Source organism: Pseudaquabacterium rugosum (assembly GCF_038066575.1).
GTDB lineage: Bacteria > Pseudomonadota > Gammaproteobacteria > Burkholderiales > Burkholderiaceae_C > Pseudaquabacterium > Pseudaquabacterium rugosum.
On sequence record NZ_JBBUTF010000002.1, the window covers coordinates 310,401 to 331,848 of the forward strand.

21 protein-coding genes are annotated in these 21,448 nt (G+C 70.2%); 19 read left to right on the forward strand and 2 right to left on the reverse strand.

Going from position 1 to position 21,448, the window contains the following annotated elements; all coding sequences use genetic code 11:
* Positions 1-205: 205 nt before the first annotated feature.
* The 7 genes from AACH11_RS01985 to AACH11_RS02015 all read left to right on the forward strand — a co-directional run bounded on the left by AACH11_RS01985 (position 206) and on the right by AACH11_RS02015 (position 5,735).
* A complete protein-coding gene (locus AACH11_RS01985; protein WP_341372510.1) occupies positions 206-799 on the forward strand; it encodes a DUF2244 domain-containing protein in 594 nt (197 codons plus the stop codon).
* Positions 800-846: 47 nt separating this feature from the next.
* Positions 847-1,989 carry a cytochrome c oxidase subunit II gene (gene coxB / locus AACH11_RS01990; protein WP_341372511.1) on the forward strand — a complete coding sequence of 381 codons (1,143 nt, stop codon included), beginning with the start codon at positions 847-849 and terminating at the stop codon, positions 1,987-1,989.
* 85 nt (positions 1,990-2,074) lie between these two features.
* Positions 2,075-3,694 (forward strand): cytochrome c oxidase subunit I, encoded by a 1,620-nt coding sequence (gene ctaD, locus AACH11_RS01995; protein WP_341372512.1) that lies wholly within the window; start codon positions 2,075-2,077, stop codon positions 3,692-3,694.
* A gap of 30 nt (positions 3,695-3,724) precedes the next feature.
* Positions 3,725-3,850, forward strand: a complete 126-nt coding sequence (locus AACH11_RS02000; RefSeq protein ID WP_341372513.1) for a cytochrome oxidase small assembly protein — start codon at positions 3,725-3,727, stop codon at positions 3,848-3,850.
* Positions 3,851-3,888: 38 nt separating this feature from the next.
* Complete coding sequence (locus tag AACH11_RS02005) at positions 3,889-4,482, forward strand: cytochrome c oxidase assembly protein (protein WP_341372514.1); 594 nt, start codon at positions 3,889-3,891, stop codon at positions 4,480-4,482.
* A 10-nt stretch (positions 4,483-4,492) separates the two neighbouring features.
* Positions 4,493-4,774, forward strand: coding sequence for a DUF2970 domain-containing protein (locus AACH11_RS02010; protein WP_341372515.1), 282 nt, complete (start codon positions 4,493-4,495; stop codon positions 4,772-4,774).
* A 79-nt stretch (positions 4,775-4,853) separates the two neighbouring features.
* Positions 4,854-5,735, forward strand: a complete 882-nt coding sequence (locus tag AACH11_RS02015; RefSeq protein ID WP_341372516.1) for a cytochrome c oxidase subunit 3 — start codon at positions 4,854-4,856, stop codon at positions 5,733-5,735.
* A 64-nt stretch (positions 5,736-5,799) separates the two neighbouring features.
* Here the strand turns inward: AACH11_RS02015 and AACH11_RS02020 are convergent, their stop codons facing one another.
* A complete protein-coding gene (locus AACH11_RS02020) occupies positions 5,800-6,027 on the reverse strand; it encodes a twin transmembrane helix small protein (RefSeq protein WP_341372517.1) in 228 nt (75 codons plus the stop codon).
* Between the two features lie 177 nt (positions 6,028-6,204).
* On the opposite strand from AACH11_RS02020, the gene AACH11_RS02025 reads away from it, so the two are divergent.
* The 5 genes from AACH11_RS02025 (at position 6,205) to AACH11_RS02045 (ending at position 10,692) form a co-directional block, all read left to right on the forward strand.
* Positions 6,205-7,041, forward strand: a complete 837-nt coding sequence (locus AACH11_RS02025; protein WP_341372518.1) for an SURF1 family protein — start codon at positions 6,205-6,207, stop codon at positions 7,039-7,041.
* Positions 7,042-7,111: 70 nt separating this feature from the next.
* Positions 7,112-7,819 carry an SCO family protein gene (locus AACH11_RS02030; protein ID WP_341372519.1) on the forward strand — a complete coding sequence of 236 codons (708 nt, stop codon included), beginning with the start codon at positions 7,112-7,114 and terminating at the stop codon, positions 7,817-7,819.
* Positions 7,806-9,086 carry a COX15/CtaA family protein gene (locus AACH11_RS02035; RefSeq protein ID WP_341372521.1) on the forward strand — a complete coding sequence of 427 codons (1,281 nt, stop codon included), beginning with the start codon at positions 7,806-7,808 and terminating at the stop codon, positions 9,084-9,086. The genes AACH11_RS02030 and AACH11_RS02035 overlap by 14 nt, the downstream gene beginning before the upstream one ends.
* Before the next feature lie 11 nt (positions 9,087-9,097).
* Positions 9,098-10,015 carry a heme o synthase gene (gene cyoE / locus AACH11_RS02040; protein ID WP_341372522.1) on the forward strand — a complete coding sequence of 306 codons (918 nt, stop codon included), beginning with the start codon at positions 9,098-9,100 and terminating at the stop codon, positions 10,013-10,015.
* Positions 10,016-10,122: 107 nt separating this feature from the next.
* Positions 10,123-10,692 (forward strand): SCO family protein, encoded by a 570-nt coding sequence (locus AACH11_RS02045; RefSeq protein ID WP_341372642.1) that lies wholly within the window; start codon positions 10,123-10,125, stop codon positions 10,690-10,692.
* A gap of 164 nt (positions 10,693-10,856) precedes the next feature.
* Here the strand turns inward: AACH11_RS02045 and rpoH are convergent, their stop codons facing one another.
* Complete coding sequence (gene rpoH / locus AACH11_RS02050; protein WP_341372523.1) at positions 10,857-11,783, reverse strand: RNA polymerase sigma factor RpoH; 927 nt, start codon at positions 11,781-11,783, stop codon at positions 10,857-10,859.
* Between the two features lie 371 nt (positions 11,784-12,154).
* Between rpoH and AACH11_RS02055 the strand changes: the two genes are divergently transcribed.
* The 7 genes from AACH11_RS02055 (at position 12,155) to AACH11_RS02085 (ending at position 21,445) form a co-directional block, all read left to right on the forward strand.
* Positions 12,155-13,117: a choline ABC transporter substrate-binding protein gene (locus AACH11_RS02055; protein ID WP_341372524.1), complete on the forward strand. Its 963-nt coding sequence runs from the start codon at positions 12,155-12,157 to the stop codon at positions 13,115-13,117.
* Positions 13,118-13,170: 53 nt separating this feature from the next.
* Positions 13,171-14,622: a betaine-aldehyde dehydrogenase gene (gene betB / locus AACH11_RS02060; protein ID WP_423228679.1), complete on the forward strand. Its 1,452-nt coding sequence runs from the start codon at positions 13,171-13,173 to the stop codon at positions 14,620-14,622.
* A gap of 21 nt (positions 14,623-14,643) precedes the next feature.
* Positions 14,644-16,335 (forward strand): choline dehydrogenase, encoded by a 1,692-nt coding sequence (betA, locus tag AACH11_RS02065; protein WP_341372526.1) that lies wholly within the window; start codon positions 14,644-14,646, stop codon positions 16,333-16,335.
* Positions 16,336-16,470: 135 nt separating this feature from the next.
* Positions 16,471-17,352 (forward strand): glycine betaine ABC transporter substrate-binding protein, encoded by an 882-nt coding sequence (locus AACH11_RS02070; protein WP_341372527.1) that lies wholly within the window; start codon positions 16,471-16,473, stop codon positions 17,350-17,352.
* A gap of 322 nt (positions 17,353-17,674) precedes the next feature.
* Complete coding sequence (locus AACH11_RS02075) at positions 17,675-18,646, forward strand: dipeptidase (protein ID WP_341372528.1); 972 nt, start codon at positions 17,675-17,677, stop codon at positions 18,644-18,646.
* Positions 18,647-18,763: 117 nt separating this feature from the next.
* On the forward strand, positions 18,764-19,318 hold the full coding sequence (locus tag AACH11_RS02080; protein WP_341372529.1) for a DUF5943 domain-containing protein: 555 nt from the start codon (positions 18,764-18,766) through the stop codon (positions 19,316-19,318).
* A 48-nt stretch (positions 19,319-19,366) separates the two neighbouring features.
* Positions 19,367-21,445, forward strand: a complete 2,079-nt coding sequence (locus AACH11_RS02085) for an oxidoreductase (RefSeq protein ID WP_341372530.1) — start codon at positions 19,367-19,369, stop codon at positions 21,443-21,445.
* Positions 21,446-21,448 lie beyond the last annotated feature (3 nt).

Here is a 21,448-nt window from a genome sequence, read left to right on the forward strand (position 1 = left end):
GGATCGGCTGTACCGCCGCGTCACGGCTGGCGCCGCCTTGAGGGTGCCCTTAGCGGGTTTGCTAGCATTCGACCTTGATCTGTCTCAGGTCGGGGATCGGAGTCCGCCCGATTGACGCCGCTGAACGAGACCGTCATTGTTCGGGGTCAGCGTATCGACCCATGCCCCCGTGAGCCGGGGGTCGCAGCCGCCCTCCCTCCCCGACATGGTCATTTCCTGCGCCTCCAGCCCCTGGCCCGCACCTGCGGTGCGGCCGCAAGGCGGGCCATGGCACTTCGCGCAGCGCAGCGGTGAGGCCGCGGCCTGGCACTTCGAGCTGCGGCGCAACGTCAGTCTCACGCCCCGCCAGATGCTGCGCGCCTATGCGCTGTTGTGCGGTGTCGCGCTGGCGGTGGCCGCCGGCTTCTGGTGGCAGGGCGTCGGCCTGGTGCTGCTGTTCACCGGGCTGGAACTGCTGGCGGTCGGCATCGCGCTGCTGCTGGCCGCGCGCCATGCCGGCGATCGCGAGATCATCACCCTCGATCCCTCCCGGCTGCACGTCGAGCAGCGGGTGGGGCCGGGCGTGGAACGCACCGACTTCCGCACCGCCTGGGTGCGGGTCGAGCCGTCCGCCGGGGATGGTTCCCTGGTGGAGCTCTCCGGAGAAGGCCTGCGTGTGCGCATCGGTCGCCATCTGCGACCTGAGCTGCGCGTGACGCTGGCCCACGAACTGCGGCAGGCCCTGCACCAGGTGCGGGGCACGCCACAGCCCATGCAGCCGCCGCCGGCGGCCGACGATCCATCACGACAACGAGGATGACAATGACGCTAGGGCGTGCCGCAAGGCAAGCAGGGGTCGCCGGGGCCATGGCCCTGTCCGCACCGTGGGCGCTGCTGCAGCCGGCCCATGCGGCCGCAGCCGTGCAGGGCCTGCCCGGGGGGCCGGCGGTCAACCAGCTGGACATGCATCCGCCGGTCACCGAGATCGCTCGTCAGGTCCACGGCCTGCACTGGTTCGTGATGATCGTCTGCGTGGTGATCTTCGTCGCCGTCTTCGGCGTGATGTTCTATTCGATCATCAAGCACCGGAAGTCGGTCGGCGCGAAGTCCGCGCACTTCCACGAGAGCGTGGCCGTCGAGATCGCGTGGACGCTGGTGCCCTTCCTGATCGTCGTCGTGATGGGCTTCGCCGCCACCAAGACCGTGGTCGCGATGAAGGACACCAGCAACGCCGATCTCACGATCAAGACCACCGGCTACCAGTGGAAATGGGGCTACGACTACCTGCAGGGTGAAGGGCAGGGCATCTCCTTCCTGTCGACGCTCGACCTGCGCCAGCGCCAGCTGTCGGACGCTGGCACGCCCGAGGGCGACGACTACCTGCTGAAGGTCGACAACCCGCTGGTGGTGCCCGTGGGCAAGAAGGTCCGCATCATCACGACGGCCAACGACGTGATCCACAGCTGGATGGTGCCGGCCTTCGCCGTCAAGCAGGACGCGATCCCCGGCTTCGTGCGCGACACCTGGTTCCGTGCCGACAAGACCGGCGACTTCTACGGCCAGTGCGTCGAGCTCTGCGGCAAGGAACACGCCTACATGCCGATCCACGTCAAGGTGCTGTCCGCCGAGGACTACAGCCAGTGGGTCGACGGCAAGAAGAAGGAGCTGGCGGCCAAGGCCGACGATCCGAAGAAGACGTGGAAGCTCGACGAGCTGGTCGCGCGTGGCGAGAAGGTCTACACCGCGAACTGCGCGGTCTGCCACAAGCCCGACGGCAAGGGTGCCGGCCCGATCAAGGCGCTCGACGGCTCGACCGTGGTGCTCGACGGCGACAAGGGCAAGCAGATCCACGTGCTGCTCAACGGCCAGAACAACGGGGCGATGCCGGCCTGGAAGGCGCTGTCGGACACCGAGATCGCCGCCGTGATCACCTACACCAAGAACCAGTGGTCCAACAAGACCGGCCAGATCGTGCAGCCGGCCGAGATCGTCGCCGCACGCGGCAAGTGAGGGGCCTGCGGCCGGCCCCGTGCCGTGCCGCCCGCCGCCCTCCCGGACCACCGACTTCCCACCGCATTCCGAAAGGCCTCACCCCATGAGTGCTGTCCTCGACCACCACGCCGGTCATGCCCATGACCACGATCACGGCCCGCTCAAGGGCTGGCGCCGCTGGGTCTTCGCGACGAACCACAAGGACATCGGCACGATGTACCTGCTGTTCGCGTTCGCGATGCTGATGATCGGCGGCATCCTGGCGCTGTGCATCCGCGCCGAGCTGTTCAAGCCGGGCCTGCAGTTCTTCAACCCGGAGCTGTTCAACTCGTTCACCACGATGCACGGGCTGATCATGGTGTTCGGCGCGATCATGCCGGCCTTCGTCGGCTTCGCGAACTGGATGCTGCCGCTGCAGATCGGCGCCAGCGACATGGCCTTCGCGCGGATGAACAACTTCAGCTTCTGGCTGATGATCCCCGCGGCGGCGATCCTGGCCGGCTCCTTCTTCATGCCCGGCGGTGCGCCGGCCGCCGGCTGGACGCTCTACGCGCCGCTGACGCTGCAGATGGGCCCGTCGATGGACGCCGCGATCTTCGCGATGCACATCATGGGCGCCAGCTCGATCATGGGCTCGATCAACATCATCGTCACGATCCTGAACATGCGCGCGCCGGGCATGACGCTGATGAAGATGCCGCTGTTCGCCTGGACCTGGCTGATCACCGCCTACCTGCTGATCGCGGTGATGCCGGTGCTGGCCGGTGCCATCACGATGACGCTGACCGACCGCCACTTCGGCACCAGCTTCTTCACCCCGGCCGGCGGTGGCGACCCGATCATGTACCAGCACATCTTCTGGTTCTTCGGGCACCCCGAGGTCTACATCATGATCCTGCCGGCGTTCGGCATCGTCAGCGCCATCGTGCCGGCCTTCGCGCGCAAGCGCCTGTTCGGCTACACCTCGATGGTCTATGCCACGGCCTCGATTGCCATCCTGTCGTTCATCGTGTGGGCCCACCACATGTACGCCACCGGCATGCCGGTGACCGGCCAGCTGTTCTTCATGTACGCGACCATGCTGATCGCGGTGCCCACGGGCGTGAAGATCTTCAACTGGATCGCCACGATGTGGCGCGGCTCGATGACCTTCGAGACGCCGATGCTGTGGTCGGTCGGCTTCATCTTCGTGTTCACGATGGGCGGCTTCACCGGCCTGATCTGCTCGATGGCGCCGGTGGACATCAACATCCAGGACACCTACTACGTGGTGGCCCACTTCCACTACGTGCTGGTCGCCGGCTCGCTGTACGCGCTGTTCGCCGGCGTCTACTACTGGGGTCCGAAGTGGACGGGCGTGATGTATTCGGAGACGCGCGGCAAGATCCACTTCTGGTGGTCGCTGATCGCCTTCAACGTCACCTTCTTCCCGATGCACTTCCTCGGTCTGGCCGGCATGCCGCGCCGCTACGCCGACTACCCGATGCAGTTCGCGGACTTCAACGCGCTGGCCTCGGTCGGGGCCTTCGCCTTCGGTCTGGCCCAGGTCTACTTCTTCGTCTTCGTCGTCGTGCCGATGATGCGCGGCCAGGGCCCGAAGGCTCCGCAGAAGCCCTGGGAGGGCGCCGAGGGCCTGGAGTGGGAGGTGCCGTCGCCGGCGCCGCACCACACCTTCGAGACGCCGCCGCGTCTGGATGCCACCGCCACCAAGGTCGTCGGCTGAACGCCGCGGCCGCCTCAGGAAAGCCCTGCCATGTCCCGTCCTGACGATCCCGCCGCGCTGCGTCGGGCCAATCTGCGGCTGGCGCTGGTCCTGGCCTCGGTCGCGCTGGCGATCGGGCTGGGTTTCATCGCCAAGATCGTGCTGCTCGGGCGCTGAGCCCGGGCGCTGCCGCCGGATCCGACGCCCCGCCGCCGATGCCCGTCCTGTCCTTCTCACTCGGTCGAGACAACCGCCGCCTGCTGGGCAAGCTGGTGGTCATCGTGGTCGCGATGTTCGGCTTCGGCTATGCGCTGGTGCCGATGTACCGCAGCATCTGCGAGGCGCTCGGCATCAACGTGCTCAGCCTCAGCGAGCGGCTGACCGGCGTGCAGTCGGCCGCGCTGCCGCGCGAGCGCAGCACGCAGATCGACTACAGCCGCCGGGTCACGATCGAGTTCGATGCCAACGCGCGCGGCCCCTGGGACTTCAAGCCGGCGCAGGCCACGCTGCAGGTCCATCCGGGCGAGATGGCCACCGTGATGTACACCTTCCGCAACCGGCAGGACCGCACGATGGCGGCGCAGGCGATCCCCAGCTACGCGCCGCGCCAGGCCACCGCCCACTTCAACAAGCTCGAATGCTTCTGCTTCAACGAGTACACGCTGAAGCCGGGTGAGGAGCGGCAGTGGCCGGTGGTCTTCTACGTCGACCCGAAGCTGCCGAAGGACGTGACCACCATCACCCTGTCCTACACCTTCTTCGAGGTGCCCGGCAAGGTGGCGCAGGCGGCCACCGGCGCCGGCATCTAGGGCGCGCACGATGGCCGAACACCTGCCGCCGGATCCGACCCCTGCCGAGCCTCCGGCCCCGTCCACCGACGGCCCGCCGCGTTCGGCCGCCGCCCGCCCGCTGTCCTTCGTGCAGACCATCCAGGCCGTGGCCTGGTCCTTCTTCGGCGTGCGCCGCAAGCGCGACTACGAGCGCGACGTCGCCCGGCTCAATCCCGTCCACCTGATCCTGGCCGGTTTCATCGGTGCGGCGCTGTTCGTCGCCGTGCTGGTGCTGCTGGTGCAGTGGGTCGTCGCCGGCAGCGCAGGCTGAGGCGGCCGCCCACCCGTCCCGTTCTCCGTTCGTCCATCCACAACACCGACACACGCCACCGCGTCGAGGAGACCCGACCATGTCCGCCGCCACGCCCCACGGGGCCACGCCGTACTACTTCGTTCCCGCGCCGTCCAGCCATCCGGCGATGGCCTCGCTCGGCCTGTTCTTCGTCGTGCTCGGCGCCGGGCAGTGGGTCAACGGCCATGGCTGGGGCGCCTGGTCGCTGCTGCTCGGGCTGGCGATCTGGCTGCGCACGCTGTTCGTCTGGTTCCGCGAGGCCATCCACGAGAGCGAGACCGGCCTGTACTCGCCGCGCATCGACGCGTCCTTCCGCTGGAGCATGAGCTGGTTCATCTTCAGCGAGGTGATGTTCTTCGCCGCCTTCTTCGGCGCCTTGTACTGGGCCCGCGTCCACACGCTGCCGATGCTGGGCAACCTCGACCACCAGCTGCTGTGGCCCGATTTCCAGGCCGTCTGGCCGAGCCAGGGCGGCAGCACCGTGTCGCCGGCCGGCACCGTCGAGCCGTTCACGATCATGGGGCCGTGGCCGATCCCGACGATCAACACCGCCATCCTGCTGACCTCGGGCATGACGCTGACGATCGCCCACCACGCGATGGTGGCCGGCGAGCGCGCGAAGACGATCCGCTGGATGTGGGTGACCGTGGCGCTGGGCGTGATCTTCCTCGGCTTCCAGGCCTACGAGTACATCCACGCCTACCGCGACCTGAACCTCAAGCTCAGCTCCGGCATCTACGGCTCGACCTTCTTCATGCTGACCGGCTTCCACGGCTTCCACGTGTTCGTCGGCATGCTGATGCTGCTGGTGATCACGCTGCGGCTGCAGAAGGGCCACTTCACCCCGGAGCGTCACTTCGGCTTCGAAGGCGCCGCCTGGTACTGGCACTTCGTCGACGTGGTCTGGCTCGGCCTGTACTTCCTGGTCTACTGGCTCTGAGCGGTTCGGGGCCCGGCCGGATGCCGGGCCCGCCGTCCTGCCGTCGTGCAGCCTGCCGACGTGCTCAACGGCCGGCCGGCACGCCGCCCGGGCTGATCCAGCCCAGCCACCAACCCAGCAGCACGAACAGGAACAGCGCGATCGACAGCCCGACCCGCAGCGCCAGTGCGCGGGCCATGCGGTCGCGGCGCTCCGCGGGCTGGCCCTCGCCCGGTTTGCGCAGCATGGACAGCCCGGCGCTGGCCAGCGCACCGATGACGACGATCAGGAGCAGGACGATCACGGTCTTCATGCTCGGGCATTATGCGAAGGTCACTCCTGGACGCCGCTCGGTGTCTGTCCCGGTGGCCGTGAGGGTGGGTGGCCGTGTGGCCCGTCCTCGGCGGCTGCCGTACGGTCACGGTCCGGTGGCCGGTGTTCCCTGTCGACCCGCTGTTCTCCGGCCTCCGCCTTCGTCCTTCGCCTGTCCGTGCCCGTCCGTCGTTCCCTCGCCCTGATCACCCTGGCCACGCTCGTCGTCTGCGCCGTGACCGCCCGGCTCGGCTTCTGGCAGCTCGACCGTGCGCGGCAGAAGACCGAGGCGGCCGAACGCCTGGAGCGCCAGGGCCGCCTGCCGCCGCTGGTGGCCGCCAGCCTGCCGCACGACGACGCGGCGCTGGCTGACGCCCTGGCCCGCCGCGTCACGCTGCAGGGGCGCTGGCTGCCGGCCCACACGCGCTGGCTGGACAACCGCCCGCACCAGGGTCAGGCCGGCTTCATCGTCGTCACCCCGCTGGCGCTGGCCGATGGCCGGGTGCTGGCGGTGCAGCGCGGCTGGCTGCCGCGCGATCTCCGTGATCCGAACCGTCTGCCGCCACTGCACACGCCGGACGGCTGGCGTCAGGTCGAGGGCCGGCTGCTGGCTTGGCCGTCGGTGCGGATGGAGCTCGGCACCGCCGCCGAGGCCGCCCCCGGCCCGATCCGCCAGAACCTGACGCCCGATGCGCTGTCCCGCGAGACCGGCCTGCGCCTGCAGGTGCTGACCGTGCAGCAGACGACCGAGGATCCACCCGCCGCGGCGCCGGAGCCCCTGCCCGCGGCGCCGTCACCGCCGGCCGGGGCGGAACCCGCGGCCGCCGTGGCGGCTCCATCGGCTGCCGCCGGCCCCGTGCTGCGCCGTGACTGGCCGCCGCCGGCCGCCGACGTCGGCAAGCACCATGCGTATGCCGCCCAGTGGTTCGCGTTCAGCGCGCTGACCGCCGGGCTCTTCATCTGGTTCCAGCTCCTGCGGCCGCGACGCCCGGCCCCCGACCATGCCCCTGCTTGATGCCCATCCCGCGGATCCGGCGCCGGTCCGCGGCCGTCCTGCCGGCCCTGCGTCCGACACGTCCGCCGCCATGCCGGCCGCCACCGGCCCGGCCGGCGACGAGCCGCTGGGCCTGACCGTCCACGGCCTGCCGCGGCCCGGCGAGGCGCTGGTGCGCCAGCGCCAGTCCGGGCGCTGGAAGATGCTGATGGTGCTCGCCGTCTGCGCCGCGCCGGTGCTGCTGAGCTACTTCATGTACTACGTGGTGCGGCCCGGGGCCAGCACCGCCTACGGCACCTTGATCCAGCCGACGCGGCCGATGCCCGCGCTGCAGGCCCGCACGCTGGACGGCCAGCCACTGGCCCTGCGCGATCTGCGCGGGCAGTGGCTGCTGGTGGTGGTGGCCGGCGGGGCCTGCGGCGCCGACTGCGAGCGCCAGCTCTTCCTGCAGCGCCAGCTGCGCGAGATGACCGGCCGCGAGCGCGAGCGCATCGACAAGCTGTGGCTGATCCCCGACGGCGCCGAGCCCCCGCCCGCATTGCGCGAGGCCCTGGCCGCCACGCCGGCGCTGACCATCGCCCGCGTCGATCCGGCCGCACTCGCCGCCTGGCTGCAGCCGGCCTCCGGCCATGCGCTGGCCGAGCACCTCTACCTGGTCGATCCGATGGGCGACTGGATGATGCGCATGCCGGCCCAGGCCGATCCGGCACGGGTCAAGCGCGATCTGGAGCGCCTGCTGCGGGCCTCGGCCGGCTGGGACCAGCCCGGACGCCAGGAGGTGCGCGATGGCCAGCCCTGAGGCCCTGGCCGACGTGGGCGCCACCGCCACCGCAGCCACCGCCACGGCCGCCAGCCCGGCGCTGCACGGCGCGGCGGCGGCCACCGAGCTGCTGCGCACCCACCCGGCCGCCTGGGCCACTCTGGTGGCCACCACGCTGGTGCTGGCCGCGGTGCCGCTGGCCTGGTGGTGGTGGCGCCAGCGCCGGGCCGACTGGCCGCGCCGCCTGGCCGCCCTGACCACGCTGACGGCGGTGCTGACCTTCGACCTGATCGTCTTCGGCGCCTTCACCCGGCTGACCGACTCCGGCCTCGGCTGCCCGGACTGGCCGGGCTGCTACGGCCATGCCAGCCCGCTGCAGGCCACCGGCCCCATCGCCGCCGCCCAGGCCGCGATGCCCGACGGCCCGGTGACCTGGGCCAAGGCCTGGATCGAGATGATCCACCGCTATCTGGCCATGGTCGTCGGCTGCCTGATCATCACGACGCTGGTGCTGGCCTGGCGCCAGCGCCGCACGCTGTCGATCCCGCTGCACTGGCCGGCGCTGACCCTGGTCTGGGTCTGCGCCCAGGGCGCTTTCGGCGCCTGGACGGTCACGCTCAAGCTCTATCCGGCCATCGTCACCGTGCACCTGCTGGGCGGCATCGGTCTGCTGGCCCTGCTGGTCTGGCAGCGCGGGCTGCAGCAGCCGCAGCCGCTGGCCACCGCCGACGACCCCGGACTGCCGCGGCTGGCCGCCGCTGCGCTCGCGCTCACGCTGCTGCAGATCGCGCTCGGCGGCTGGGTCAGCACCAACTATGCGGTCCTCGCCTGTCAGGGGTTTCCCCAGTGCAGTGGACAATGGTGGCCGGACGGTGACTGGGCGCGCGGCTACACGCTGCTGCGCCCGCTGGGTCAGGACGGGCAGGGCGCCGCGCTGCCGTTCACGGCCCTGGTCGCCATCCACTGGACGCACCGGCTGGCCGTGCTGCCGGTGGTCGCGGTGCTGGGCTGGCTCGGCTGGCGGCTGTGGCGCCGGCCCGATGGCCGCCGACCGGCCCTGGCGCTGGCCGCCCTGGTGGCGGCGCAGGGGCTCAGCGGGCTGTCGAACGTGGTGCTGGGCTGGCCGCTGCTGGCCGCGCTGGCCCACAGTGGCGGCGCGGCGGCGCTGGTGGCGTTGCAGGTGCACCTGCTGGCCCGGCTGCGTGCGGCCCGTGTGCCGCAGGCGCGCCGCTGGTCCGCCTCCGGCCGCCCGTCCGCGTCCGCCTCGCTGTCTTCCCTGGATCTGAACCGCGCGACCCCGCGATGAATGCCCGATCGATGTCGACCGCCGCCCCGGCCCCTTCCGCCGCACCGTCCTTCGGCAGCCGCTGGCGCCAGTACCAGGCGCTGACCAAGCCGCGCGTGGTGCAGCTGATCGTCTTCTGCGCCGCCATCGGCATGCTGCTGGCCGTGCCCGGCCTGCCGGACTGGCGCGTCGTGCTGCCGGCCGTCGTCGGCATCTGGCTGGTGGCCGGTGCGGCCGCCGCCTTCAACTGCCTGGTCGAGCAGGCGATCGACGCCCGCATGGCGCGCACCGCCTGGCGGCCGACGGCCAAGGGCGAGCTCACGCGCACCCAGGCGCTGGTGTTCTCGACCGTGCTGTGCGCGGCCGGCAGCGCGCTGCTGTACTGGTGGGTCAATCCGCTGACGATGTGGCTGACCTTCGCCACCTTCGTCGGCTACGCGGTGGTCTACACCGTCATCCTCAAGCCGCTGACGCCGCAGAACATCGTCATCGGCGGGGCCTCGGGCGCCATGCCGCCGGTGCTGGGCTGGGCGGCCATCCGGGGCGACACCGGTCCCGAGGCCTGGCTGATGTGCCTGATCATCTTCCTGTGGACGCCGCCGCATTTCTGGGCGCTGGCGCTCTACCGGGTCGAGGACTATCGCAAGAGCGGCCTGCCGATGCTGCCGGTCACCCACGGCAGCGACTTCACCCGGCTCAACGTGCTGCTCTACACGCTGGTGCTGTTCGCCGCCACGCTGCTGCCCTTCGTCATCGGCATGAGCGGCTGGCCCTATCTGCTGGCCGCCGTGGTGCTGGGGGGCTGGTTCATCGTCTACGGCTGGCGGCTGTGGCGTGACTACAGCGATGCGCTGGCCCGGGCCACCTTTCGCTTCTCCATCCTGTACCTGTCGCTGCTGTTCGCGGCGCTGCTGCTCGACCACTACCTGACGCCATGGCTGCTGAGCTGAATCCCCCCGCACACGATGCCTCCGGTCCGGCCGTGACCGGCGCCGCGGCACCACACACCCGGCGGCATCTGCTGCAGCGAGCCGCCGCCGCGGCGCTGCTGCCCGGCATGGCCGCCGTCCTGGCGGGTTGCGACCAGAGCGGTGCCGGCAAGCCGGCCTTCAAGGCCGTCGACATCACCGGCGCCGAGTACGCCCGCGAGCTGGCCCTGAGCGACGGTGACGGCCGCCGCCGCAGCCTGGCCGAGTTCAAGGGCAAGGTGGTGGTGGTGTTCTTCGGTTTCACCCAGTGCCCGGATGTCTGTCCGACGACGATGGGCGAGCTGGCCGAGGTCAAGCGGGCGCTGGGCGCCGACGGGGCCAGGGTGCAGGGCATCTTCGTCAGTGTCGACCCGGCGCGCGACACGCCCGAGGTGCTCAAGGCCTATGTCGCCAACTTCGGCCCCGACATGCTGGGCCTGCGCGGCACCCCGGAGGAGACGCTGGCCGCCGCCAGGCACTTCAAGGTCTACTTCAACAAGGTGCCGGGCAAGACCGACACCAGCTACACGGTCGACCACACCGCCGGCAGCTACGTCTTCGACACCCAGGGCAAGGTGCGACTGTTCACCCGTTACGGCAGCGGCGCACAGGCACTGGCCGACGACATCCGGCTGCTGCTGGCTGAAGCCGCCGCCTGAGGCTCGCCGGGCCGGCGTCCCGTCTTCCCGGCGCGCACAGGCCGGCCGTGAGCTGGACGTGCGCCGGGCGGACGGGGCCCGAAACGCGAAGGCCGCCCGAAGGCGGCCTTTTGTCGTGCAGCACGGCGGACAGGCCGCACAGGCCTGCCGTGTGGATCGCGGCCTCAGGCCGCCACCGCCTCCATCGCCTTGCGCATCTTCTTCATCGCGGCGACCTCGATCTGGCGGATGCGCTCGGCGCTGACGCCGTATTCCGCGGCCAGCTCGTGCAGCGTCATGCCACCCGAGGCGTCGTCGTTGACCTTGAGCCAGCGCTCCTCGACGATGCGGCGGCTGCGTGCGTCCAGCACCTCGAGCGCCTGCAGCAGGCCGTCGCCGGCCAGATGGTCGCGGCGGCGCGACTCGATCACGCGGGTGGGCTCGTCACGGTCGTCGGCCAGATAGGCGATCGGGGCGAAGGCCTCCTCGCCGTCGTCGCTGCCCGAGGGTTCGAGCGCGACATCACCGCCGGCCATGCGGGTCTCCATCTCGACGACCTCGGCCGGCTTGACGTTGAGTTCCTCGGCCACGCGCTCGATCTCGGCGGCCGAGAGGCTGGCGCGGTGGCTGTCGGCGGCACTGGCGTCGCCCTTGAAGGCCTGCTTCATCGAGCGCAGGTTGAAGAACAGCTTGCGCTGGGCCTTGGTCGTGGCCAGCTTGACCATGCGCCAGTTCTTCAGGATGTACTCGTGGATCTCGGCCTTGATCCAGTGCATCGCGTAGCTGACCAGGCGCACGCCTTGATCAGGGTCGAAGCGCTTGACCGCCTTCATCAGGCCGACATTGCCTTCCTGGATCAGATCGCCCTGCGGCAGGCCGTAACCCAGGTACTGGCGCGAGATCGACACGACCAGTCGCAGGTGCGACATCACCAGGCGGCCGGCGGCGTCCAGATCGCCGTGCTCGCGCAGGCGGCGGGCGTAGGTGGATTCCTCTTCCGGCGTCAGCATCGGCAGCCGGTTGACGGCGGAGATGTAGGCGTCCAGGTTGCCCAGCGACGGAACCAGGGCCCAGGGGTCGCGCAGGGTCAGTGCGGTGGAGGAGGCGGTCATCGTCATATGCAGGCTCGGAGTGGCAGGAGGCCGCTTCGGTTCCATCGATATTAGCACTCGGTCTGGATGAGTGCTAAGACGCGGCCCACCCCGGATCGACGGAAAAGCACGCCCTGGGGGGTGGTGGGCGGAGGGCGCCCCCGCGGGCCGGCCCACCGGCACGCAGGGCTGGCCGCCGGGGCCCGGAGGGCCGCGTCCGACCCGGCATCGGCCCGTCACGGCCCCGATCGACCGCCGGATGACGTCGTTCCGGTGCGCTCCCGCGTCGCCTGCAGGCAAGTCGGGTGGTGGCGGCGTGGAACAGTGGGTCCATGTCGTCGCCCGTGGTGCGCTGCGGCGGCGCTCCCCATCCTCCTCTTCCGGACCTTGCCATGACCCGATCGTTCCCGATCCGTGCGGCCGCCCTGGCCGTCGCCTGTCTGTCCGTCCTGCCGGCCGCCCGTGCCGCCGAGCCCGCCGCCTGCCAGAAGGTGCGTTTCGCCGACGTCGGCTGGAGCGACATCGCCGCCACCACCGGCCTGGCCTCGGTGGTGCTGAAGGCGCTGGGCTACCAGACGAGCGTGACCGTGGCCTCGGTGCCGATCACCTTCGCCGGCATGAAGAGCAAGCAGCTCGACGTGTTCCTCGGTTACTGGAATCCGAGCATGACGCCGATGATCGAGCCCTTCGTCAAGGCCGGCCAGATCCAGGTGCTGCCGGTGCCCAACCTGACCGGTGCCAAGTACACGCTGGCCGTGCCCGAGGCGCTGTGGCAGGCCGGGCTGAAGGACTTCAAGGACATCGCGCGCTTCCACAAGGAGCTCGGCGGCCGCATCCTGGGCATCGAGCCGGGCAATGACGGCAACGCGCTGATCGCCGACATGATCAAGAAGAACCAGTACGGCCTGAAGGACTTCAAGCTGGTGGAGTCGTCCGAGGCGGGCATGCTGGCCGAGGTCCAGCGCGCGGCGCGGGGCACCCGGCCGGTGGTCTTCCTCGGCTGGGAGCCGCATCCGATGAATGTGCAGGTCAAGATGCGCTACCTGACCGGCGGCGACGACGTCTTCGGCCCCAACTTCGGCGAGGCCAAGGTCTACACGGCCACGGCCACCGGCTATGCCGAGAAGTGCCCGAACGTCGGCACCTTCCTGAAGAACCTGCAGTTCAGCACCACGATGGAGAACGAGGTGATGCTGGGCGTGCTCGACAAGGTCAAGCCCGAGCAGGCGGCGCGCACCTGGCTGCTCAAGCACCCGGAGGCGCTGGAGCCCTGGCTCAAGGGCGTCACCACCGTCAAGGGCGAGCCGGGTCTGCCGGCGGTGCAGGCCGCGCTGAAGCCGGCGGCCAAGCCGTGAGCGGCGCGTTGAACGGGGTGGCGGTGGGCGGTGTGGCGAGCGGGGACGACGGTCTGCCCTGGATCGACAGCCACATCGGCGGCCAGCGCGTGCGCGGTGGCGGCGCGGTCTGGGTCAAGCAGGACCCGGCGCGCGGCACGCCGATCGGCCGCGTGGCCGCGGCGGATGCGGCCGACATCGGGACCGCGATCGCGGCCGCCCGCGACGGCCAGGCCCGCTGGGCCGCGCTGTCGGGCGCCGAGCGCGGCCGCGTGCTGCAGCGGGCCGCGGCCCTGCTGCGCGCGCGCAACGACGCACTGGCCGCGCTGGAAGTGGCCGACACCGGCAAGCCGATCCAGGAGGCGGCCGTGGTCGATGTGGCCAGCGGCGCCGACTGCATCGAGTACTACGCCGGCCTGGCCGCCCAGCTCAACGGCCAGCAGCTGCCGCATCCGAACGCGCTGATCTACACCCGGCGCGAGCCGCTGGGCCTGTGCGTGGGCATCGGCGCCTGGAACTACCCGCTGCAGATCGCCTGCTGGAAGTCGGCCCCGGCGCTGGCCGCCGGCAACGCGATGCTGTTCAAGCCCAGCGAGCTGACGCCGTCGACGGCCGTCGAGCTGGCCGAGGTCTATCTGGAGGCCGGCCTGCCGCCGGGCGTCTTCCAGGTGCTGCAGGGCCAGGGGCCGACCGGCGAGGCGCTGGCCCTGCACCCCGAGGTGGCCAAGGTCTCGCTGACCGGCTCGGTGCCCACCGGCAAGAAGGTGATGGCCGCGGCCGCCGGCACGCTCAAGCGGGTGACGATGGAGCTGGGCGGCAAGTCGGCCTTGATCGTCTGCGAGGACGCCGAGCTGGAGGAGGCCGTCTCGGCCGCCATGCTGGCCAACTTCTACACCCAGGGCGAGATCTGCACCAACGGCACGCGCGTGTTCGTGCAGCGCGCGCTGCTGCCGCGCTTCCTGGCCCGGCTGGCCGAGCGCACCGCGCTGCTGCGCGTCGGCGATCCGGCCGATCCGGCGACCGAGGTCGGCGCGATGATCTCGGCCGCGCACGGCGAGAAGGTGCTGGGCCTGATCCGCCGCGGCGTGGAGGAGGGCGCCACGCTGCTGTGCGGCGGCGGCCGCGTCGACGTGCCCGGTCTGGCCGGCTGCTTCGTCGCGCCGACCGTCTTCACCGACTGCCGCGACGAGATGACCCTCGTGCGCGAGGAGATCTTCGGCCCGGTGATGAGCGTGCTGGCCTTCGACGACGAGGCCGAGGTGATCCGGCGCGCCAACGCCACGCGCTTCGGCCTGGCCGCTGGCGTGTTCACCCGCGACATCGCGCGCGGCCACCGCATGGCCGCCGCACTCGCTGCCGGTGTGTGCTGGATCAACAACTACAACATCACGCCGGTGGAGATGCCCTTCGGCGGCGCGCGCGAGTCGGGCATCGGCCACGAGAACGGCCAGGTCGCGCTCGACCACTACACGCAGCTGAAGTCCGTCTACCTGGAGCTGGGGCGCGTGGCCTGCAGCTACCGCTGAAACCGAGGATACCCTTGCCCCATGGCTGCCGCTGCAGACGTCTTCGACTACATCATCGTCGGTGCCGGTTCGGCCGGCTCGGTGCTGGCCCACCGGCTGACCGAGGACCCTGATGTGCGCGTGCTGGTGCTCGAGGCCGGCCCCGGTGACCGCGGGCCGATGAGCGTCATCCTGCACATGCCCTCGGCCTTCGCCTACCCGCTGGCCAGCGACCGCTACAACTGGTACTACCACAGCGAGCCTGACCCTCACATGGACGGGCGGGCGATGTACTGCCCGCGCGGCCGCGTGCTGGGGGGCTCCTCGTCGATCAACGGCATGGTCTACATCCGCGGCCATGCGCTCGACTACGAGGGCTGGTCCCGCTACAAGGGGCTGGCCGACTGGTCGTATGCCGATTGCCTGCCCTATTTCCGCAAGGCCGAGACGCGCGAGCAGGGCGGCGACGACTACCGTGGTGACCGCGGACCGCTGAAGGTCGCCACCGGCCGCTGCGACAACCCGTTGTACGAGGCCTTCATCGAGGCCGGTCAGCAGGCCGGTTATGCCCGTACCGAGGACATGAACGGCTTCCGCCAGGAAGGCCTGGGGCCGATGGACATGACGGTGCACCAGGGCCGGCGCTGCAGCACCGCGGTGGCCTATCTGCGCCCGGCCATGGCGCGGCCCAACCTGCAGGTGCGCACGCGGGCGCTGGTCACGCGCGTGCTGTTCGAGCCGGGCAGTGATCCGGCGCGCGCCATCGGCGTCGAGGTGGCCAACGGCGCCCACCTCGACCGCATCCGTGCCACGCGCGAGGTCATCCTGTGCGGCGGCGCGATCAACTCGCCGCAGATCCTGCAGCTGTCGGGCGTCGGCGATCCGGACGCGCTGCGCGGCCACGGCATCACGCCGGTGGTGCCGCTGCGCGGCGTCGGCGAGAACCTGCAGGACCATCTGGAGACCTATGTGCAGGTGGCCTGCACGCAGCCGATCACGCTGTACTCGGCGATGAGCCTGCCGGCCAAGGCGAAGATCGGCGCGCAGTGGCTGTTGACGGGCACCGGGCTCGGCGCCACCAACCACTTCGAGGCCGGCGGCTTCATCCGCAGCGCGGCCGGCGTCGAGCAGCCGGACCTGCAGTACCACTTCCTGCCGATGGCCATCAGTTATGACGGCAGCTCACCGGCCAGCTTCCACGGCTACCAGGCCCACGTCGGGCCGATGCGCTCGACCAGCCGCGGCTTCGTGCGCCTGCGCAACGCCGATCCCAAGGTGCCGCCGCGCATCCTGTTCAACTACATGAGCACCGAGCAGGACCGCATCGAGATGCGCGCGGCCATCCGCCTGACGCGCGAGATCTTCGGCCAGAAGGCCTTCGATCCCTTCCGCGGCGCGTCCGTCTCGCCGACCGACGAAGTGCGCACCGATGCCCAGATCGACGCCCACATTCGCCAGCATGCCGAGAGCGCGCTGCACCCCTCGTGCACCTGCCGCATGGGCGCCGACGACGACGCGGCCGCGGTGACCGACGGCCAGGGCCGCGTGCACGGCACGCGCGGCCTGCGGGTGGTCGATGCGTCGATCATGCCCGACGTGGTCAGCGGCAACCTGAACGCGCCGACCATCATGATGGCCGAGAAGATCGCCGACGCGATCCGCGGCCGCACGCCGCTGCCGCGCTCGACCGCGCCGTGGTTCACCCATCCGCACTGGCGCACGCGGCAGCGTTGAGGCCGGCCGCGATGTCGGCTGTGGGCCGGTCGATGTCGCCTGCGTGACATCGACCGGGCCCCGCGCCACCAAGATCAGGCCCGCGATTTCCACCGCTTCACACGCTGTTCACCACACCCATCCGGAGTGCGCACCATGAACCGTCCCCTGTCCCGCCGCCAGTTCGTCGCCGGCACCACCACCACGCTGGCGCTCGCCGGCACGCCGCTGTCGGTGCTGGCCCAGGCCAAGCCGATCCGCATCGGCTGGACCGCCTGGTCCGATGCCGAGGCGATCACCAACATCGCCAAGCTGATCCTGGAGCAGCGCCTGGCGCAGAAGGTCGAGCTGGTGATGACCGACGTGGCCCTGCAGTACGCGGGCCTGGAACGCGGCCAGATCGACCTGATGCTGATGGCCTGGCTGCCCGGCACCCACAAGAGCTACTACGAGAAGGTCAAGGGTTTGGTCGAGGACCTGGGCGCGCTCTACACCGACGCCAAGCTGGGCTGGGCCGTGCCGGCCGACATCCCGGTGGGCACCCTCAGGACGCTGGAGGACCTGAAGAAGCCCGAGGTCAGCGAGAAGCTGGGCGGCAAGATCCAGGGCATCGATGCGGGTGCCGGCCTGATGAAGCTGTCCGAGGCGGCGATCAAGAGCTACGGCCTGGACTACAAGCTGATCACCGCGTCCGACGCGGCCATGGTCTCGTCGCTGGACCGCGCGATCGCGCGCAAGCAGTGGATCGTCGTCACCACCTGGAGCCCGCACTGGATGTTCTCGCAGTACAAGCTGCGTTATCTGGAGGATCCCAAGGGCGCGCTCGGCGGCGCCGAGGAGATCCACGCGCTGGCGCGCAAGGGTTTCTCGGCCGACTTCCCCAAGGCCGCGGCCTTCATCCGCAACCTCAAGATCTCGCTGGCCGACCTGGAGGGCGTGATGCTCAAGGCCAAGGAGTCGACCCCGGCCAAGGAGGCCGCCGCCTACATCGCGGCCAACGGCGCGACGGTCGACAAGTGGGTGGCCGCGGCCCGCTGAGGCCGTCCGCCAGCCGCCCCGACCGGGGATGAGACGGGGCCGTGGGCAACCACGGCCCCGTTGTCATTCGGGGTGCCGCACCGGAGGGATCAGGGTCTGTCCGGATGGTCGGCGACCCGGGCGTGCGGGCGATGCCGGCACCCGCGCGCATGTCGTTTCCAGGCCAGTCGGCCATGTCGTTTGCGGACAAATCGAGGTCCGCCACGCGCAAGGCGCGCACGGGGTGCAGCCGAACAATCAGCGTCATCGGAGCGTCACGACGACGTTCCCCGGCCCCGGTCCGGACCGCCTTTCCGGCCGCCAGCAGCCCCTTCCCGACGCCATGAACCCCTTGCACGCCGAGTCCGTCGTCATCGATGGTCTGATCATCTCGAAGTGGGACCGCCCGGTCTTCGAGGACATGCGCCGCGGTGGCCTGACCGCCGCCAACTGCACCGTCTCCGTCTGGGAGGACTTCAAGGGCACGGTGCACAACATCGCCGCGATGAAGGCGCACATCCGCGCCAACGCCGACCTGCTGAGCCTGGTGCGCACGACGGACGACATCCGCCGCGCCAAGGCCGAAGGCAAGACCGGCATCATCCTGGGCTTCCAGAACGCCCACGCCTTCGAGGACCACCTGGGCCACATCGAGGCCTTCGCCGACATGGGCGTGCGCGTGGTCCAGCTCTGCTACAACACGCAGAACCTGATCGGCACCGGCTGCTACGAGCGCGACGGCGGCCTCTCGGGCTACGGCCACGAGGTCATCGCCGAGATGAACCGGGTCGGCATCATGGTCGACCTCTCGCACGTCGGCGCCAGGACCAGCGAGGAGGCCATCCTGGCCTCGAAGAAGCCGGTCACCTACAGCCACTGCCTGCCGGCCGGTCTGAAGGAGCATCCGCGCAACAAGAGCGACGAGCAGCTGAAGTTCATCGCCGACCGCGGCGGCTTCATCGGCGTGACCATGTTCCCGCCCTTCCTCAAGCGCGGCACCGAATCGACCGTCGACGACTACGTCGAGGCGCTGGACTACGTGATCAACCTCGTCGGCGAGGACTGCGTGGGCGTGGGCACCGACCACACCCAGGGTTATGGCCAGGACTTCTTCGAGCACATCACCCACGACAAGGGCCGTGGCCGCCGGCTGACGAACTTCGGCACCGTGCTGAACCCGCAGGGCATCCGCACCATCGGCGAGATGCCCAACCTGACCGACGCGATGGCGCGTGCCGGCTGGAAGCCCGAGCGCATCGTCAAGGTGATCGGCGGCAACTGGCTGCGGGTCTTCGGCGACGTCTGGGCTGACTGACCCACCCCCGAAGCGGCCAAGGCCGCTCCCCCTCCAGGGGGCGCCGCCAGCGGCCCGGCGAAGCCGGTTCCGCGGCGGCTGCTGGCCCGAACCCTCCACCTTCCATCGAGTGCCCTCATGGCTTCACCCCAACTGCCCATCGACGTCGCCGAGGACACCGGCATCTGGACCACCGACGGTCTGCCGATGATCTACGTGCCGCGGCACTTCTTCGTCAACAACCACGTGGAGGCCGAGGCGGCCATCGGCCGCGAGGTCTATGCCGCCAGCCTCTACAAGGCCGGCCACCGCTCGGCCTACTTCTGGTGCGAGCAGGAGAGCCGGACCCACGGCCTGCAGGGCCTGGCCGTCTACGAGCACTACCTGCAGCGCCTGTCGCAGCGTGGCTGGGGCCAGTTCGCCTTCCGCGAGGTCGACGCGGCCACCGGCCATGCCCAGATCACGCTCAAGCACTCGGTGTTCGTGCTGGCCCAGGGCATCGCCGGCGTGCCGGTGACGCAGGACAAGGTCTGCTACCTGTTCGCCGGCTGGTTCTCCGGCGCGATGGACTGGGTCGGCCAGGCCACCGGCCGGACCTGGAAGACCACCAGCACCGAGACGCAGTGCGCCGCCGAGCAGGCCATCCACGGCCATGACCACTGCGTGTTCACCGTGACCCCGATCGCCGGCTGACCGCGCCGCCGCCGCCACGCCTTTCGCCGCCCCGGACATCCGCACGCCATGCGTTATCCCCATCTGTTCGAGCCGATCACGCTCAACCGGCTGACGATCCGCAACCGCATCGTCAGCACCGCCCATGCCGAGGTCTATGCCGATGACGGCATGCCCGGCGAGCGCTACATCCGCTACTACGAGGAAAAGGCCAAGGGCGGCGTCGGACTGGCCATCTGCGGCGGCTCCAGCCCGGTGGCCAAGGACAGCCCCAGCAGCTGGTGGAGCAGCGTCAACCTGTCGCGCGACCAGACGATGGAAGGCCTGTCCCGGCTGGCCGAGGCCATGCACAGGCATGGCGCCAAGATCATGATCCAGGCCACGCACATGGGGCGGCGCAACGCCTGGCACGGCTTCGACTGGCCGCACCTGGTCAGCCCGTCCGGCGTGCGCGAGCCGGTGCACCGCGGCAATGCCAAGACCATCGAGATCGAGGAGATCCGTCGCATCATCGGCGACTACGCGGCCGCCGCGCGCCGGGTCAAGGCCTCGGGCCTGGACGGCATCGAGATCTCGGCCGCTCACCAGCACCTGATCGACCAGTTCTGGAGCCCGCGCAGCAACTTCCGCACCGATGAATGGGGCGGCAGCCTGGCCAACCGCCTGCGCTTCGGCATCGAGGTGCTCAAGGCGGTGCGTGCCGAGGTCGGCGCCGACTTCGTCGTCGGCCTGCGCATGTGTGGCGACGAGTTCCACGAGGACGGCCTGAGCCACGAGATGCTCAAGGAGATCGCCCAGGCGATGTCCGAGACCGGCCTGATCGACTACCTGAGCGTCATCGGCTCGGGCGCCGACACCCACAACACGCTGGCCAACTGCATGCCGCCGATGGCGCTGCCGCCCGAGCCCTTCGTGCATCTGGCCGGTGGCATCAAGAGCGTGGTGAAGATCCCGGTGATGCACGCGCAGAGCATCCGCGATCCGCAGCAGGCCGAGCGCCTGCTGGCCGCGGGCCTGGTCGACATGGTCGGCATGACGCGCGCGCAGATCGCCGACCCGCACATGGTGATCAAGATCCGCGACGGCCGCGAGGACCAGATCAAGCAGTGCGTCGGCGCCAACTACTGCATCGACCGCCAGTACAACGGCCTGGACGTGCTGTGCGTGCAGAACGCCGCCACCAGCCGCGAGCGCACGATGCCCCACCTCATCGCCCAGACCACCGGGCCGAAGCGCAAGGTGGTGGTGGTGGGCGCCGGCCCGGCCGGGCTGGAGGCCGCCCGCGTGGCGCGTGAGCGCGGCCATGAGGTGGTGCTGTTCGAGAAGGCACCGCAGGTCGGCGGTCAGGTCAACCTGGCGGCCAAGGCGCCGCAGCGCGAGCAGATGGCCGGCATCATCCGCTGGTTCGATCTGGAGATCCGCCGCCTGGGCGTCGACCTGAGGCTCAACACCGAGGCCGACGTGTCGGTCATCCTCGACGAGCGGCCCGACATCGTCGTGCTGGCCACCGGCGGCCTGCCGCACACGGCCCAGGTGCCGGCCTGGGGCGTGGCCGAAGGCCTGGCCGTCAGCGGCTGGGACATCCTGTCGGGCCGCGTGGCGCTGCAGGGCCACGTGCTGGTCTACGACGGCATCAGCGGCCATGCGGGCACCGGCGTGGCCGACTTCATCGCCAGCCGCGGCCATCTGGTCGAGATGGTGACGCCGGACGTGAAGATCGCCGACGACACCGGCGGCACCACCTTCCCGATCTTCTACCGCCGGTTGTACGCGCACGGCGTGGTGATGACGCCGAACTTCTGGCTGGAGCGGGTCTACCGCGAGACCACGCCGGAAGGCGACAAGCTGATCGCCGTGCTGAAGAACGAGTACACCGACCAGCTGGAGGAGCGGGCGGTGGACCAGGTGGTGATCGAGAACGGCATCACGCCGAACGAATCGCTGTACTGGTCGCTGAAGGACCGCTCGCTGAACAAGGGCCAGACCGACATCGACACGCTCTACGACGCGCGTCCGCAGCCGGTGCTGGCCGATCCGGAGCTGGGGCAGGGCGGTGCGTTCGCGCTGTTCCGCATCGGTGACGGCGTGAGCATGCACAACATCCACGGCGCGATCTACGACGCGCTGCGGCTGGCCAAAGACTTTTGATGA

Coding starts and splice junctions, on each gene's coding strand:
- AACH11_RS01985 (WP_341372510.1), top strand. CDS start 206: ATGGTCATTTCCTGCGCCTCCAGCCCCTGGCCCGCACCTGCGGTGCGG.
- coxB (WP_341372511.1), top strand. CDS start 847: ATGGCCCTGTCCGCACCGTGGGCGCTGCTGCAGCCGGCCCATGCGGCC.
- ctaD (WP_341372512.1), top strand. CDS start 2,075: ATGAGTGCTGTCCTCGACCACCACGCCGGTCATGCCCATGACCACGAT.
- AACH11_RS02000 (WP_341372513.1), top strand. CDS start 3,725: ATGTCCCGTCCTGACGATCCCGCCGCGCTGCGTCGGGCCAATCTGCGG.
- AACH11_RS02005 (WP_341372514.1), top strand. CDS start 3,889: ATGCCCGTCCTGTCCTTCTCACTCGGTCGAGACAACCGCCGCCTGCTG.
- AACH11_RS02010 (WP_341372515.1), top strand. CDS start 4,493: ATGGCCGAACACCTGCCGCCGGATCCGACCCCTGCCGAGCCTCCGGCC.
- AACH11_RS02015 (WP_341372516.1), top strand. CDS start 4,854: ATGTCCGCCGCCACGCCCCACGGGGCCACGCCGTACTACTTCGTTCCC.
- AACH11_RS02020 (WP_341372517.1), bottom strand. CDS start 6,027: ATGAAGACCGTGATCGTCCTGCTCCTGATCGTCGTCATCGGTGCGCTG.
- AACH11_RS02030 (WP_341372519.1), top strand. CDS start 7,112: ATGCCGGCCGCCACCGGCCCGGCCGGCGACGAGCCGCTGGGCCTGACC.
- AACH11_RS02035 (WP_341372521.1), top strand. CDS start 7,806: ATGGCCAGCCCTGAGGCCCTGGCCGACGTGGGCGCCACCGCCACCGCA.
- cyoE (WP_341372522.1), top strand. CDS start 9,098: ATGTCGACCGCCGCCCCGGCCCCTTCCGCCGCACCGTCCTTCGGCAGC.
- AACH11_RS02045 (WP_341372642.1), top strand. CDS start 10,123: ATGGCCGCCGTCCTGGCGGGTTGCGACCAGAGCGGTGCCGGCAAGCCG.
- rpoH (WP_341372523.1), bottom strand. CDS start 11,783: ATGACCGCCTCCTCCACCGCACTGACCCTGCGCGACCCCTGGGCCCTG.
- AACH11_RS02055 (WP_341372524.1), top strand. CDS start 12,155: ATGACCCGATCGTTCCCGATCCGTGCGGCCGCCCTGGCCGTCGCCTGT.
- betA (WP_341372526.1), top strand. CDS start 14,644: ATGGCTGCCGCTGCAGACGTCTTCGACTACATCATCGTCGGTGCCGGT.
- AACH11_RS02070 (WP_341372527.1), top strand. CDS start 16,471: ATGAACCGTCCCCTGTCCCGCCGCCAGTTCGTCGCCGGCACCACCACC.
- AACH11_RS02075 (WP_341372528.1), top strand. CDS start 17,675: ATGAACCCCTTGCACGCCGAGTCCGTCGTCATCGATGGTCTGATCATC.
- AACH11_RS02080 (WP_341372529.1), top strand. CDS start 18,764: ATGGCTTCACCCCAACTGCCCATCGACGTCGCCGAGGACACCGGCATC.
- AACH11_RS02085 (WP_341372530.1), top strand. CDS start 19,367: ATGCGTTATCCCCATCTGTTCGAGCCGATCACGCTCAACCGGCTGACG.